Annotated in this window: 13 protein-coding genes and 1 pseudogene; 2 read left to right on the top strand and 12 right to left on the bottom strand. The window is 59.2% G+C overall.

Annotated elements, in window-relative coordinates; all coding sequences use genetic code 11:
- Position 1: 1 nt before the first annotated feature.
- Positions 2-1,390, bottom strand: a complete 1,389-nt coding sequence (locus tag AFK65_RS08500; protein ID WP_007696795.1) for an MFS transporter — start codon at positions 1,388-1,390, stop codon at positions 2-4.
- A 219-nt stretch (positions 1,391-1,609) separates the two neighbouring features.
- Positions 1,610-3,988 (bottom strand): phosphoenolpyruvate synthase, encoded by a 2,379-nt coding sequence (gene ppsA, locus AFK65_RS08495; RefSeq protein WP_007696783.1) that lies wholly within the window; start codon positions 3,986-3,988, stop codon positions 1,610-1,612.
- A gap of 332 nt (positions 3,989-4,320) precedes the next feature.
- Here ppsA and ppsR point away from each other — a divergent pair, with 332 nt between their 5' ends.
- Together ppsR and AFK65_RS08485 are read left to right on the top strand one after the other, a co-directional pair.
- Complete coding sequence (ppsR, locus tag AFK65_RS08490; protein ID WP_007696771.1) at positions 4,321-5,154, top strand: posphoenolpyruvate synthetase regulatory kinase/phosphorylase PpsR; 834 nt, start codon at positions 4,321-4,323, stop codon at positions 5,152-5,154.
- 154 nt (positions 5,155-5,308) lie between these two features.
- Positions 5,309-6,355, top strand: a complete 1,047-nt coding sequence (locus AFK65_RS08485; RefSeq protein ID WP_032804540.1) for a 3-deoxy-7-phosphoheptulonate synthase — start codon at positions 5,309-5,311, stop codon at positions 6,353-6,355.
- A 71-nt stretch (positions 6,356-6,426) separates the two neighbouring features.
- On the opposite strand, the gene selO is transcribed toward AFK65_RS08485, so the two are convergent.
- The 10 genes and pseudogenes from selO to ihfA form a co-directional block, all read right to left on the bottom strand.
- Positions 6,427-7,875, bottom strand: a complete 1,449-nt coding sequence (gene selO / locus AFK65_RS08480) for a protein adenylyltransferase SelO (protein WP_007696768.1) — start codon at positions 7,873-7,875, stop codon at positions 6,427-6,429.
- 61 nt (positions 7,876-7,936) lie between these two features.
- Entirely contained in the window at positions 7,937-8,656 is a 720-nt protein-coding gene (locus AFK65_RS08475) for an EAL domain-containing protein (protein WP_007696766.1), read from the bottom strand.
- Between the two features lie 151 nt (positions 8,657-8,807).
- The gene (locus AFK65_RS08470) at positions 8,808-9,797 is read right to left on the bottom strand and encodes a LacI family DNA-binding transcriptional regulator (protein ID WP_038857356.1); all 990 of its coding nucleotides are present in this window, start codon (positions 9,795-9,797) and stop codon (positions 8,808-8,810) included.
- Between the two features lie 63 nt (positions 9,798-9,860).
- Positions 9,861-11,177 (bottom strand): 6-phospho-beta-glucosidase, encoded by a 1,317-nt coding sequence (locus tag AFK65_RS08465; protein WP_038857357.1) that lies wholly within the window; start codon positions 11,175-11,177, stop codon positions 9,861-9,863.
- A 17-nt stretch (positions 11,178-11,194) separates the two neighbouring features.
- Positions 11,195-12,019, bottom strand: a pseudogene (locus AFK65_RS08460) (PTS transporter subunit EIIC); the annotation flags it as partial.
- A 190-nt stretch (positions 12,020-12,209) separates the two neighbouring features.
- Positions 12,210-12,674 carry an NlpC/P60 family protein gene (locus AFK65_RS08455; RefSeq protein ID WP_038857358.1) on the bottom strand — a complete coding sequence of 155 codons (465 nt, stop codon included), beginning with the start codon at positions 12,672-12,674 and terminating at the stop codon, positions 12,210-12,212.
- A gap of 77 nt (positions 12,675-12,751) precedes the next feature.
- Positions 12,752-13,498, bottom strand: coding sequence for a vitamin B12 ABC transporter ATP-binding protein BtuD (btuD, locus tag AFK65_RS08450; protein ID WP_007696756.1), 747 nt, complete (start codon positions 13,496-13,498; stop codon positions 12,752-12,754).
- Positions 13,498-14,049, bottom strand: a complete 552-nt coding sequence (locus tag AFK65_RS08445; protein WP_007696753.1) for a glutathione peroxidase — start codon at positions 14,047-14,049, stop codon at positions 13,498-13,500. The genes btuD and AFK65_RS08445 overlap by 1 nt, the downstream gene beginning before the upstream one ends.
- Before the next feature lie 29 nt (positions 14,050-14,078).
- A complete protein-coding gene (gene btuC / locus AFK65_RS08440; protein ID WP_007696751.1) occupies positions 14,079-15,080 on the bottom strand; it encodes a vitamin B12 ABC transporter permease BtuC in 1,002 nt (333 codons plus the stop codon).
- Between the two features lie 77 nt (positions 15,081-15,157).
- Positions 15,158-15,457: an integration host factor subunit alpha gene (gene ihfA, locus AFK65_RS08435; RefSeq protein WP_007676383.1), complete on the bottom strand. Its 300-nt coding sequence runs from the start codon at positions 15,455-15,457 to the stop codon at positions 15,158-15,160.
- Between the last annotated feature and the right edge of the window lie 4 nt (positions 15,458-15,461).

The raw sequence follows: 15,461 nt of genomic DNA, 5'->3' as shown, positions 1-15,461 counted from the left end.
GTTACTCCTGAATGGCAGGCTTGAGAGAAGGGGTGTCTTCACGTAACTGGCGTTTTTGCACCAGCTCCGCGGCGATGGCGGCCACGCGGCGGCTGCTGAGCTGATAGAAGCAGAGCAGCAGCGCCATCAGTAAAAAGAGCGCGCACGGGATGAGCGTAAACAGCGCGTTAATGGTGGTCAGCACGCTGGCGCTCTGGGTCGCCTGGTTTGGCAGGTAGTCAACCATGCCAAGGATCCAGCCGACCACTGCGCCGCCGAGCGCCAGGCCCAGCTTGATGGCGAACAGCGCGGTGGAGAACACCAGGCCGTCGAGGCGGCGCCCGCTGCGGTGCTCTTCGTAATCCACCACGTCGGAAAACATGGTCCACTGCAACGGCGTGGTCAGGTTCTGAATAAAGCTAAAGACAATATTGATGGCGAAAATTAACCAGACGGCGGTGGGGGGAATAAAGAAGATCAGCGCGGCAAGAACCACGAAGCTAATAATCATCCACTGGTAAGAACGCACCCGGTCATATTTCCCGAGCAGGCGCTCCGATAATAACGCACCGGTAAGATTCGCCACCATGCCGGAGACAATAAATACAAACACCAGGTCCGGACGCAGCAGAACATACTTCACGTAATACATCGTCGCTGAACCGCGCGTCACCACCGCGGTTAATAATAAAATATTGAACAGGAATATGATGCGCCACTGGCTGTTGCCTGCCAGCAGTTTTAAATCTTTCAGCATTGAGCTACCGGCGTCATTCACCGGCAGATAGCGTTCGCGGGTCATGAAAAAACAGCAGAAAAAGAGCACCACGCCCAGCAATCCCATCAGCCCCATGGCGTAGAAATAGCCTTTCTGGGCGTTGCCGCTGCCGAGCCAGTCGACCATCGGCAGCGCGATAACGGTGACGATAAGCCCGCCGATAAACGACAGTCCGAAGCGCCAGGATTGCAGGGAGTGGCGCTCGCGCGGGTCCATCGTCAGCGAGCCTGGCATGGCGCAATACGGGACGTTAATGGCGGAATAGACGAGGCTCAGCAGGCTGTAAGTGACGCAGGCGTAAACAATTTTGGTGGTTTCGCCTGCCTGCGGCACGTAGAAGGTGATCAGGCAACTGACGCCAAATGGAATGGCGAACCAGAGCAGCCACGGGCGAAAGCGTCCATAGCGGGTGCGGGTGCGATCCACCAGCGCGCCGATACAGGGGTCGACAAACGCGTCCACCGCCCTGACCAGTAAAAACATAGTGCCCATAATCGCGGCGGGCAGGCCGAAAACATCGGTATAGAAATACGCGAGAAATAGCGTGGCGGTTTGCCAGACCAGCGCGCTCGCCATATCGCCTAAGCCGTATCCTATTTTATCTTTTGTCGTAAGAGCAGAGGTGAGGTTCATTATTATTGGCCTTATCAACGTTAGAAAGCGTGTTTCTCGCACGCAAACCACGGGTGCGATATCAGGCCTAAGTATTGTGAACGCGCCGCCCCCCAACAATTGCAGAAATCCACAGCCAGTTTATGATTTTTTGCTTTTTCCCGTATTTGTGATGTGGTGCAAATTACCTGTTACAAATAAAAAACCCGCCATCAGGCGGGTTTTTAAAATATATCGCAGTTATTTCTTAAGCTCGGCCAGACTCAGCCAGGTCTGCACCACGGTATCCGGGTTCAGCGAGAGCGAATCGATCCCCTCTTCCATTAACCAGGCGGCGAAATCCTCGTGATCCGACGGGCCCTGACCGCAGATGCCGACATATTTGCCCTGCTTTTTCGCGGCGCGGATCGCCATCGACAGCAGCGCTTTGACGGCGTCGTTGCGCTCATCGAAAAGCTCAGAGACTACGCCGGAGTCGCGGTCGAGGCCGAGCGCGAGCTGCGTCATGTCGTTAGAGCCAATCGAGAAGCCGTCGAAGTGCTCAAGGAACTGCTCTGCCAGCAGGGCGTTGGACGGGATTTCGCACATCATAATGACTTTCAGCCCGTTCTCGCCGCGCTTCAGCCCCTGGCGCGCCAGTTCGTCCACTACCGCTTTCGCCTGATCCACGGTACGCACAAACGGGATCATGATTTCCACGTTGGTGAGGCCCATCTCGTTGCGCACGCGTTTCACCGCCTCACACTCCAGCGCGAAGCAGTCGCGGAAGCTGTCGGCGACATAGCGGCCCGCGCCGCGGAAGCCGAGCATCGGGTTCTCTTCATGCGGCTCGTAACGCTCGCCGCCCACCAGGTTGGCGTATTCGTTAGATTTAAAGTCGGACAGACGCACAATCACGCGCTTCGGCCAGAACGCCGCGCCAAGCGTCGCGATGCCTTCCGTCAGACGTCCCACGTAGAACTCCACCGGGCTGTCGAAGCCTTTCATCATCTCGCGGATCTGGTTTTGCAGCGTCGGCTCCTGCTGGTCAAACTCCAGCAGCGCGCGGGGGTGCACGCCGATCATGCGGTTAATGATAAATTCAAGACGCGCCAGGCCCACGCCTTCATTCGGCAGGCAGGCGAAGTCAAAGGCGCGGTCCGGGTTGCCGACGTTCATCATCACTTTCAGCGGCAGATCCGGCATCGTATCAACGCTGGAGCTTTTCACGCTGAAATCGAGAAGATCGGCATAGACGTAGCCGGTATCCCCTTCGGCGCAGGAAACCGTCACTTTTTCGTCATCTTTAATGCGCTCAGTGGCGTCGCCGCAGCCGACCACCGCCGGAATGCCCAGCTCGCGGGCGATGATCGCCGCGTGACAGGTACGCCCGCCGCGGTTGGTGACAATCGCCGCCGCTTTTTTCATGATCGGTTCCCAGTCCGGGTCGGTCATGTCGGTGACCAGCACATCGCCCGGCTGAATGCGGTTCATCTCGCTGATGTCGTGGATCACCTTCACGGTGCCCGCGCCGATGCGATGGCCGATGGCGCGGCCTTCGGCCACGACTTTGCCCTGGGAATGCAGCGTGTAGCGCTCCATCACCTGGCCGCGCGAACGCACGGTTTCCGGGCGCGCCTGCACGATAAACAGCTTGCCGGTGTGCCCGTCTTTAGCCCACTCGATATCCATCGGGCGGCCATAGTGTTTCTCAATCTGTACGGCCTGTTTCGCCAGCTCCTGCACTTCTTCCGGCGTGATGCAGAAACGGTCGCGTTCAGCCTGCGGCACATCTTCGATGCGCACCTGCTTGCCATGCTCCTGGGTATCGGCATACACCATACGGATTTTTTTCGAGCCCATGGTGCGGCGCACGATCGCCGGGCGCCCTTCCGCCAGACCCGGTTTATGCACGTAGAATTCGTCAGGGTTGACCGCGCCCTGCACCACCATCTCGCCAAGACCGTAGGCGGCGGTGATAAACACCACCTGATCGAAGCCGGATTCGGTGTCGATGGAGAACATCACGCCGGAGGCGGCGAGATCGGAGCGCACCATGCGCTGCACGCCCGCCGAGAGCGCGACGCCGCGGTGATCGTATCCCTGATGCACGCGGTAAGAGATGGCGCGGTCGTTAAACAGCGAGGCGAACACATGTTTCACCGCCACCATGACCGCATCGATGCCCTGCACGTTCAGGAAGGTTTCCTGCTGGCCCGCGAAGGAAGCGTCCGGCATATCTTCAGCGGTGGCGGACGAGCGCACCGCAAAGGAGGCGTCGGCGTCATCGGCGGAGAGCTGCTCATAGGCTTCGCGGATCGCCTGCTCCAGCTCCGGCTGGAAAGGGGTGTCGATAATCCACTGGCGGATCTGCGCGCCGGCTTTCGCCAGTTCAGTCACGTCGTCGATATCGGTTTTATCCAGCAGCTCATAGATACGCTGGTTAACGCCACGGCTTTCGAGGAACTGATTAAACGCCACGGCGGTGGTCGCAAACCCGTTAGGCACAGAGACGCCCATACCGGACAGGTTAGTAATCATTTCACCGAGGGAGGCGTTTTTGCCCCCAACTCTGTCTACATCATTCATGCCGAGCTGGTTATACCAAAGTATGAGCGATGACGAGCCATTGTTGGACATCGAAGCAATCCTTTTATGATATGAACGGAATTAAGAAACACCTGACAGCCGTTTTAGCCTGGCATAGAAAACGCTGCGGGAAAAACGGTGAATCGTTCAAGCAAATTGAAAATTTCAAATTTTCAGATAAATTCCGGATTGGGTAACTGCTTGATTAGGCTGGCTTACTCTGGCGAGCTATGATTTACAGTGATATTTAGAAAGCGAAACGTGGCTTTCACTGAAAATAAAAACAGCGTTTCATTATTAAAAATGAGAGAAGTGCCATGCTCTCTGCCTGTGCATTATTTTATGCTTAAGATGATACTCAACCTGAATTAAGGACGGATACAATGGATAATGTTGTCGATCGCCAGGTTTTTTATATTTCCGATGGAACCGCTATCACCGCGGAAGTATTAGGCCATGCGGTGATGTCGCAATTTCCGGTCAGCATCAACAGCATTACCCTGCCGTTTGTGGAAAACGAAAGCCGCGCCAGAGCGGTGAAAGAGCAGATCGACGCCATCTATCAGCAGACCGGCGTGCGCCCGCTGGTGTTCTACTCCATCGTGCTGCCTGAGGTGCGCGAGATTATTCTGCAAAGCCAGGGGTTCTGCCAGGATATCGTTCAGGCGCTGGTCGCGCCGCTTCAGCAAGAACTCCGGCTCGACCCGACGCCGGTCGCCCACCGCACCCACGGCCTGAACCCCGCCAATCTGATTAAGTATGACGCGCGCATCGCGGCGATTGATTACACCCTCGCGCACGACGACGGTATTTCGATGCGCAATCTCGATCAGGCGCAGGTGATCCTGCTTGGCGTCTCGCGCTGCGGCAAAACGCCCACCAGTCTCTATCTCGCGATGCAGTTCGGCATCCGGGCCGCCAACTATCCCTTTATCGCCGATGATATGGATAACCTGAATCTCCCGGCGGCGCTGCGCCCGTTCCAGCATAAGCTGTTTGGGCTCACGATTAATCCGGAGCGGCTGGCGGCGATCCGCGAAGAGCGGCGCGAAAACAGCCGCTACGCCTCGATGCGCCAGTGCCGGATGGAAGTCGCCGAAGTGGAAGCGCTTTACCGTAAACATCAGATCCGCTATCTCAACAGCACGAACTATTCGGTGGAAGAGATCGCCACCAAAATCCTCGACATCATGGGGCTCAATCGCCGCATGTACTGATAAACTAGTACAAAGGTGCAAAAGTCTGTGTTAGGGTTGCATCACCTGGCCCGGTGAATCTTTTAAGAGCCTTGTATTCAGGGCGGATTGGTTTATCGTGATGCCCATCACTTCCGGCGCTGATGCCGATGAAGCAACAGATTTTGAGACACCCATGATTAAAACCGATGAACTTCGTACTGCGCGCATCGACAGCCTGATTACCCCGGCGGAACTCGCAGAACGCTACCCCGTGACGCCGGCGGTCGCAGGCCATGTGCTTGACGCCCGCCGCCGTATTGAAAAAATCCTTAACGGCGATGACCCGCGTCTGCTGGTGGTTATCGGCCCCTGTTCGATTCACGATCCACAAGCGGCCATTGATTACGCCCGCCGTCTGGCGCGGCTGCGGGAGAAATACGATTCCCGCCTGGAAATCGTGATGCGTACCTATTTTGAAAAACCGCGCACCGTGGTGGGCTGGAAAGGGCTGATTTCCGATCCGGATCTCAACGGCAGCTACCGCGTCAATCACGGTATTGAACAGGCGCGCCGTCTGCTGCTGGAGGTGAACGCGCTGGGGGTCCCGACCGCCACCGAGTTTCTCGATATGGTAGTGGGCCAGTATATTTCCGATCTCATCAGCTGGGGCGCCATCGGCGCGCGCACCACCGAGAGCCAGATCCACCGCGAAATGGCCTCCGCGCTCTCGTGTCCGGTGGGCTTCAAAAACGGCACCGACGGCAATACGCGTATCGCGGTGGATGCCATTCGCGCGGCGCGCACCAGCCATATGTTTCTCTCGCCCGATAAACATGGCCGGATGACCATTTACCAGACCAGCGGCAACCCTTACGGGCATATCATTATGCGCGGCGGCAAAACGCCGAACTATCATGCCGCGGCCCTTAACGAGGCCTGCGAGGCCCTGCGGGAATTTAACCTGCCGGAGCGGCTGGTGGTGGATTTCAGCCACGGCAACTGCCAGAAACAGCACCGCCGTCAGCTCGACGTTTGCGACGATATTTGCGGGCAGATCCGCGCGGGGTCAACGGCGATCGCAGGCGTGATGGTGGAAAGCTTTATTGTGGAAGGCACCCAGAAAATTACGCCCGGCACGCCGCTGACCTACGGCCAGTCGATTACCGATCCGTGCCTCGGCTGGGATGACAGCGAAACGCTGCTGGAGCGGCTCGCCCGGGCGGTGGAAAGCCGTCTCTGAGTAGTGTTCCTGCATCCATAATAAAAAGGGAAACCCGCGGTTTCCCTTTTTTACGCGCCTGCGTTAAGCGCTTAGCTTGAACAGCTCACTTCCAGACGTTTGCCCCAGTCCGGCGGGCGATGGGTATAGTCATCGTCGCGGTCGGCGAAGGGATAGCGCAACGCCTCCAGCAGCCGCGACAGCTCGCTCGCGTCGTCGCGCTCCGCCGCCTCGATGGCGCGCTGCGCCAGCCAGTTGCGCAGCACCAGCGCCGGGTTGACGGATTTCATCAGCCGCTGGCGCGCGTCATCGTCAACGCCCTCTTCTTCCAGCCGCGCGCGGTAGCGGGCAAACCAGGCGTCGAACGTGGCGCGGTCGATAAACTCATCGCGCAGCGGCGAGGCGGACGAGCGCTGCTCGGTCTCGCTCAACATCCGGAAGGTACGCGTGTAGTCGCTCCCTTCGCGCGCCATCAGGGTGAGCAGCTCGTGCAGATAGTCGTTGTCGCCCTCTTTTTCGACGGTGAAGCCAAGCTTAGCGCGCATCTGGCGGCCCCACTCGCGCAGCAGTACGGGCTGATAGTCATCCAGCAGCGCGTTAAGCCGCTCGGCCGGAATAATCGGCGAGAGCGCCTGCGCCAGACGTTGCAGGTTCCACAGCCCGACGCCCGGCTGATTGTCGAACGCGTAACGCCCCTGGTAATCCGTATGGTTGCAGATAAAACCCGGCTGATAATCGTCGAGAAAACCGTAAGGACCGTAATCCATCGTCAGCCCGAGGATCGACATGTTATCGGTGTTCATCACGCCGTGCGCGAAACCGACGCACTGCCAGCTCGCCATCAGGTGCGCGGTGCGCGTCACCACCTCGCCAAACCAGAGGGCGAAACGATCTTCCTCCTGCGCCAGATGCGCGAAGTGATGATCGATAACGTACTGCGCCAGCTCACGCACGCGCTCCGGTTCACGGCGGTAGTAAAAGTGTTCGAAATGGCCGAAACGCACATGGCTTTCGGCGATGCGCATCAGCATCGCGCCGCGCTCTGTGGTTTCACGTCGCACCGGGGTGTCGCTGGTAACGATACTGAGCGCGCGGGTGGTGGGAATGCCAAGCCCGTGCATCGCTTCCGAGGCGAGAAATTCGCGCACCGTGGAGCGCAGCACCGCGCGGCCGTCACCCATTCGCGAATAGGGCGTGAGGCCCGCGCCTTTCAGATGCCAGTCCAGCTTGCGGCCGTCGCTGAGTTGTTGTTCGCCGAGCAGAATGCCGCGCCCGTCGCCGAGCTGGCCCGCCCAGACGCCAAACTGGTGGCCGCTGTACACCTGCGCCAGCGGCGCCATGCCCGGCAGCAGCGTTTCGCCGCCCCAGACGCCTGCGGGGCCCTGATAGTCAAACAGCGTTTCCGGGAGCTCCAGCGCCTGCGCCAGCGGCGCGTTATGCCACAGCAGACGGCTGTTGTTCAGCGGCGTGGGCGTCAGTTCAGTATAAAAACCTGGCAGTTCATCGCGCCAGGTGGCGGTAAAACGGGGATGTTGGCTCATGGCTCCTCCTGCACTAAGTGTAGTGCGTTATGGAGGCGTTAAACACGGTGCAGGTTTAAGGTTATTGCGCCATGGCGAGCGTCAGAACGAGGGTTTCGCCATCCATAGCGGGCCACAGCGTGCCCTGTGCGCCATTAAAGCCGAGGCGGCGCGCCTCCAGTAATGCCTCGTCATTATCGACGCCAGGCAGGATCAGCGTCTGGCAGCAGGGCCCGACCTGATTGGCGATCGCATACATAAAAGGCTCAAACATCCCGCCCGCGCGGCGTTTCTGCACGAACGTTTTATCCAGCGTCACGCGACGGAACAGCCCGTCGAAAATCGCCCGCCCCGTTGCGGCCCCGGCGCCAAAGTTGCTCAGCATTAATGGAAAATAACGCGACAGCGAAAACATCGTTTTATTTTCTTTACCTTTATTAAGTTCAGGAAAATTCTCATTAATACCTAACTCAAGAAACGGTAATTGCGCGAGACGGGCCCGTAATGTTGGACTGGATAAAATGGCGCTGGCGATCTTATGATCAATGTTTACGACGGCGAAAAGTGAATTTTTTATAAATGCCTCACGCCACTTTTCAAGCAAACTTATTTTTTCGTAAAAAAGCATTAATCTTTCTTCAGGATTAATTCGCGGGATAATGAATTCCGTCGGAAAGCGAACCTGTGCATTCAGGCTCGTAAAATGGGCAATAACTTCCATGCCCATCAGCCCCCCGGAGGTATGGGCGATCGGGGCGAACAGCATATAAGACTGATACCGTGTATCGAGCGAAACAATCATATTGTCTGCCCTGCGCGTTATTAATAGGAACCCGCTATACTGGATTAAGTCACTACTACGTGCAACCAGGTTGATTCTGTTAAACTATTTATCCTGCCGTTTCGGCATCAATTTCAGATTACTCCTTACAGAAAGAGCTTATCCTGGTATTTCATTTGATACCAGCGTTAGTCAGATCCTTTACAGAATCACGCTCCACCATTTTTGGCGTGAATATTTGCCGCTCAGTTTCTTCTTCCAGTAATTTTCTTGCGCCGTAACGCGCCATTTCCGTAATAGGAAAGTGAACGCTGGTCAGACGTGGACGAACAAAATCGGCGCGCTCGCCGCTGTCATAACAGATACAGGAAATATCGTGCGGGATCCTTAAACCTTTTTCATTAATCGCCAGCATCGCGCCCACGGCCATCTCCTCATTACAGCAGTAAATGGCGGTCGGACGGGTACGCTCAAGCAGCGTTTGCATTTGCAGATAGCCGCCCTGCAGCGAGTAATCGCCTTCCAGACAGGCCACCGGCGTCAGGCCTGCCGCTTTCATCGCATCAAGAAAGCCCTGCAACCTCAACTGGCTGGAGGCGCGCGACAGCGGGCCGTGAAGGCAGGCAATCGCCGTGTGGCCGCGCGTCAGAAAATAACGGGTGGCAAGCGCGCTCGCGCCATGATGATCAAACGTGACGCAGCGCGATTCCAGCCCCGGCACGTCGCGGTCCAGTATGATAAAGCGCCGCCCCGCCGCCGCCATCTCGCGCAGCGCGTCGTCTTCCAGCATACGGAGGTGCAGCAGCAGGCCATCGCAGCGCAGATTGTAGAGCTGGCTGATGGCGTCACGTTCGTTTTGCGCGCTATCGCGCCCCTGCGTCACCAGCAGCTGTTTGCCGTGGCGCTGCGCCTCGCTCTGTACGGTATCCATCAGCGCGCCGAAAAAGCCGCCGCGGTAAGAGGTGGTAACGAGCCCGATGGTGTGGCTCTGACTGGAGGCCAGCGCGCGCGCCGCCGGGTTAGGCGAGTACCCGAGCGCCTGAATCGCCGCTTCGACGCGCGCGCGGGTTTGTGATTTAACTTTACTGTCGCCATTCACCACGCGCGAAACCGTGGCGCGGGACACGCCCGCATGGGCGGCGACATCTTCCAGAGTAACCATCAGGCGATCCCTTTCATCTGCGAGGCCACCTGATAGTACCCGAAATTTTCCCGCCGGGTGAGCTTATCCCCGGAATTGCGGCAGGTAGTCGTGATTAAGGGTCAGCACTTCATCAAGCAGCGATTCGGCAAGCGTCGCGTCGCCCACCAGCGGGTTGGTTACGAGCGCCAGCAGGCCGCTGTCGCGGCAACCCTCCACCGCCGCCTGGATGGTGAGCCGCTCATACGTTTTCACCTGCACCGTTAAGGCGTGCATCGCCGGCGGCAGCGCGCCGAACACCAGCGGATGCGCGCCCTGCGCGTCCACTACGCAGTTGGTTTCCACCACGGCGTCGTCCGGCAGTCCGTGAATAGCCCCGCGGTTGGCGGTGTTGACCACAAGCGTCGCGCCGCGGTTGTTATGAATGGCGTCGATAAGCTCCAGCGCCACCTGCGAATAGAACGCGCCGCCGCGAAAACTGAGCTGCTCCGGCTTCTGCGCCAGGTGCGGATCGCTGTAAAGCCCGAAGAGTTCGCGCTCAACGGCCATCACCTGTTCGGCGCGGGTACCGCGGCCGCGCGCCGCCTCCACTTCTTCTTCCAGCATCTGACGGCTTAAGTAGAAATAGCGGTGGTACGGGCACGGAATGGCGCCGAGCGCGCGCAGCAGCGGCGCAGGCCACGGGGCTTCCTGAATATTGTTCATGGTGAGCGTCGCCCCGTCGCACAGCTTATCGAGCACCTCCTGCGTGCGGTCCTCGCCGCGCACCGTCACCTGATGCACCCACACCATATGGTTGAGTCCCGCAAACCGCAGCGCGACCTCCTGCGACGGCGCGCCGAGCATGGCGGCGATCATATGGTGCATGGTGACGGGGACATTACACAGCCCGATGATTTTCGCCCGGCTGTGGCGCTGGACCGCCTCAGTGACAATCGCCGCCGGGTTGGTAAAGTTAATTATCCAGGCGTCCGGCGCCAGCGCCTCTACCTTACGGGCGATATCGAGCAACACCGGAATGGTGCGCAGCGCTTTGGCAAAGCCGCCGACGCCGGTGGTCTCCTGGCCTATCAGCCCATATTTCAGTCCGAGCCGCTCGTCGGCGGCGCGCGCCGGGAGCTGGCCGACGCGCAGTTGCGTGAGGACAAACCGCGCGCCGCGAATCGCCTCATCGGGCGTGAAATGCACCGTGACGCGCACATGCGCCAGGCCGTTTTTGTCGAGCATCCGCCGCGTCAGGCCCGCGATGATCTCCACTTTCTCGCGCCCCGCTTCGACATCCACCAGCGCGAGCTCATGCAGCGCGATGCTTTCTTTGCGGGCGATGAGTCCTTCCACCAGCTCCGGCGTATAGCTGCTGCCGCCGCCGATGATGGCGATTTTGATAGCCTGTTTGGTCATGAGGTTCTCCCGTTGTTCTGCGCGCCCTGGGAGAGCAGCGCCGCGTTGGCGGCGATATTCGCCATAAACAGCGGGTTCAGTAACCCCTGTACCAGATTGTCGCCGTGGATACCGGCAAACCAGAGCAGATTCGCCAGCAGCACGCAGAGTAAAATCCCGGGCAGGCTGTCGCCTGCGGCGATCACCGGCTGGAAAAGCTGCATCACCGCCGCCGGGATAAGCATCTGGAATTCGCTCTGCATGACCAGGCTTAACGGGTAGACGGTGAGCAGAATGCCGGTCATCGGCAGCAGCAGATCAAACGAGCGCGCGATGGCGGGCGGCACCTGCTCCGGCAGGCGCAGCGTAATGCCATATTTTTTAAGCAGCCGCGTCAGCTCCACCGACCAGATAGCGCATAACAGCGCAATAAACACGCCCTGCCCGCCGAGGAAATCGAGCGACAGTTTGTTATCGGCCTGCGGCGCGGCGGCAAGCAGAAAAGCCGTCATGGAGAGCAGCCCGGCCATCAGCCCGTCCAGTTGGTACGATTTCGCGAGGCTATACGCCGTTCCGATGGAGACAAAGACGCTCATCAATCCCGTCGTCATGAAAAACGGCATGGTGAGAGTGTTCCAGTGCGCGTTGGCGAAGCCGAGCCAGAGCCTGCCGAACGCTGAGGTTGTCGCCTGATCAAACGGCGGATTGGCGATGATAAGCATGACGCTGCCGATGATGAGAAACGGCATGGCGCAGATGAAGCCATCGCGAATGGCGATAATATGCCGCTGGGTCCCGATACGTCCGGCGAGCGTCGCGATACGGCGCTCAACCAGCGCCATTAATCCGGTACAGAGACTCATGGCGCGCCTCGCGTTGCCTGATTCATGCGAATTCCCCGTTGCGTAACGTTTAAATGAGAGCGCTCTCAATTCGGAGTGACTGTAGCGCAGACTATAGGCGACTCATTGTGAGAGCGCTCTCATTATGCTTATAAAAAAAGCAGAAACGGGAGAAACAGGAGCGTCCCGCCGCGGGCGCGGCGGGCGAGGATCAGATACGGCGCGCCTGCCAGAACTTCTTGCGCCAGTAGACGTTATCCAGAGAGGAGCGCATTACGCCGCGGCTGGTGGAGGCGTGGATAAACTGGTTATCGGTGTCGTAGATGCCAACGTGCAGGCCGTTTTGCCCGGAGCCGGTTTTGAAAAAGACTAAGTCGCCAGGCAGCAGCTCGTCTTTATCGATTTCAGTGCCGATCTCCGCCTGCTGGCGGGTTTCACGCGGCAGCCTCAGCGAGAAGCGATCGCGAAAGGTCATCATCACAAAACCGGAACAATCCACCCCGCCGCGGCTCATGCCCCCGTAGCGGTATGGCGTGCCGTACCAGTGGTTAAGCTGGTCGTTGAGTTCGGCGATCACGGTGATGGAGTCGGAAAGTCGTGCGTTTGGCGGCGGCGCGCGGTGGGAGCTACATCCCGCCAGCAGCAGCGTCGCAACAAGAAAGATCCATAGCCGCATTTTTCAGGCAAATCCTCTGGCCTTGTGATTTTTCGCTAATGTAGCCGCCAGCGCGCCGGCTGGCAAGATGGTCGCGCTCAGAGCGCGTTGATAAGCAGGCTGTGGCCGTCCACCTGAAGACGGCGAAACGGCACGCCGTAAGCCTCGCCGAGCCGGGACGGCGTCATCACCTCATCGCGCGCGCCCTGCGCGAGCATTTTGCCCTCGCGCAGAAGCCAGACGCGGTGCGCGTGGCGCAGCGTATGATTGAGATCGTGACTGCTCATCACCACCGCGATCCCCGCCTGCGGCAGCGTAAAGAGCAGCCGGTCGAGCGCGGCCTGCTGCGCGACGTCCAGGCTGTTCATCGGTTCGTCCAGGATCAGCAGTCTGCCGTGGGCATGATTGCGCGGGTGGACCTGCAGGATAACGGCGGCGAGGCGCACGCGCTGCCATTCGCCGCCGGAGAGCGCGTTAACCGGACGCGCCAGCTTGTCGTCAAGCATCAGGGCATACGTCACCTCTTCCAGCGCGGCGGCGCACTGCGCCCCGCCGTGGAGCGTCAGATAGTGCCACACCGGCATGGCGAACGGCGGCGTCTGCTGCTGAGCCAGATACGCCCGCTGGCGCGACAGCGTTGCCGCGCTCAGCGAATCAAGCGCTTTACCGTTAAAGAGGATCTCGCCTGCGCCATCAGACAGGCCCGCCATACGATGCAACAGCGTACTTTTGCCCGCCCCGTTGGGGCCGACCAGATGGACGATATCGCCCGCCTCAAGCGTCGCGCTAAGCGGCCCAAGCCGGCCGCCCACCGCCACGTCACGCAGTTGCATCAAAGGCGTCATTACTTCGCCAGCGCCAGCTTAATGGCTTCCATTACAATCGGATCTTCCGGGGTCATATCCGGCGAGAAGCGCTGGATCACATGACCGTCGCGTCCGACGAGGAATTTTTCGAAATTCCACAGGATGTCGTCCGGGTAGAGCGGCGCGCGGCCTTTGCTCGCCATACGCTCATAGAAACCGCTCTGCTCCGGCGCGACGGCTTTCGGCGCGGCGGCGATGAGCTTCTGATACAGCGGATGGCGGTTGTCGCCGTTGACGTCGATTTTGCTGAACATCGGGAACGTCACGCCGTAAGTGGTGCTGCAGAAGGTTTTGATCTCGTCTTCGCTGCCCGGCTCCTGGCCCAGGAACTGGTTGCAGGGGAAGCCCAGCACGCGGAAACCGGACGGCTCCCAGGCTTTATGAATATTTTCCAGTTGCTCATATTGCGGGGTCAGGCCGCACTTTGACGCGACGTTGACGATCAGCAGGACTTTGCCTCTGTACTGCTCAAGCGAAATGGTTTCACCGTCAATGGTGGTCACTTCGGTATTCAGAATGTCGTGTTGCATAGCTTCCCCTTAAGAAAAGTGTGATGGAACTAGCGTCCAGCCTTTAATAATAGCCAGATAAATACCGGCGCGCCCAGGGTGGCAGTGACCACGCCAATCGGCAGCTCTGCGGCGGCAAGCGTGAGGCGTGCGGTGATATCGGCCACCAGCAACACCCCGCCGCCCGCCAGCATCGCGGCAGGCAGCAAAGCCCGGTGGTCGGCGATGCCGCACAGACGCAGCATATGCGGCACCACAAGGCCGACAAAACCAATCGCGCCCGCCAGCGCCACGCTGACGCCCGCAAGCCAGCCCGTCGCGATAACCAGTACGTTACGCCACAGCCAGACCGGCAGGCCAAGCTGGCGCGCGGACGTTTCGCCAAGCGCCAGCATATTGAGCGCCCTCGCCTGCATCCCGCCCCAGACAAGCGGCGGAAGCAGCGCGAGCATCAGCCAGCCCTGCTGCCAGTCGACGCCGCTGAAACCGCCCATCATCCAGTACATGAGCTGGCGCAGATCGAGACTGGTGGAAAAGTAGACGGCCCAGGTCATGAGCGCGCTACAGACGATGCCGAGCGCGACGCCCGCCAGCAGCAAACGACTGGTGGAAAGATGACGCCTCGCGAAGTGCAGCAGGATAAGCGTCGCGATAAGCGCCCCCGCGATGGCGCATAACCCGAGCGACCAGCCCGGCAGCACGCCGCCGCCCAGCATGACCGCCGCCACCAGCCCCACGCCCGCGCCGTTGGAGACGCCGAGCAGGCCTGGTTCTGCGAGCGGGTTTTCAAACAGCGCCTGCATCATCGTGCCGCAGAGCGCCAGCGCCGAGCCTACCAGCACGACGGCGAGCGTTCGCGGCAGCCTGATTTGCCAGACGAAGAGCTTTCCTGCGTCGCTGGACCACGCCGCAGGCCAGAGCCAGAGGTCGCCCGCGCAGAGGCTTACCATGACTGCCAGCAGCAGCGCCAGCGTAAGGCCCGTCAGCACGCGTCGCTCGCGGCGGCGTTGGGTATGGATGCAGAGGGAAAGTGAGGCCAGTTGAGGTTTCATGCCTTTGATTTTACGGCTCGCTTTACGCAGGGCAAAGAAAAAAGGCCGCGGGATGCGGCCTTTTTGGTCAGGTCAGATTAACTTTCTTTCGGCGAAGCGTTCTCTACGCGACTTTTCAACTTCTGCCCCGGGCGGAAGGTAACCACACGGCGAGCCGTAATGGGAATATCTTCACCGGTTTTCGGGTTGCGTCCGGGACGTTGGTTCTTATCACGCAGGTCAAAATTACCGAAACCGGAGAGTTTTACCTGCTCGCCATTTTCCAGAGCGCGACGGATCTCTTCGAAAAACAGCTCTACCAGTTCTTTGGCATCCCGCTTGCTAAGCCCAAGCTTATCAAACAGATATTCTGACATTTCAGCTTTTGTAAGCGCCATAGGT

This window comes from Cronobacter universalis NCTC 9529 (assembly GCF_001277175.1).
In the GTDB taxonomy this organism is placed as follows: Bacteria; Pseudomonadota; Gammaproteobacteria; order Enterobacterales; family Enterobacteriaceae; genus Cronobacter; species Cronobacter universalis.
The sequence above is the reverse complement of the archived record's forward strand: the minus strand, read 5'-3'. Positions and strand labels throughout refer to the sequence as shown.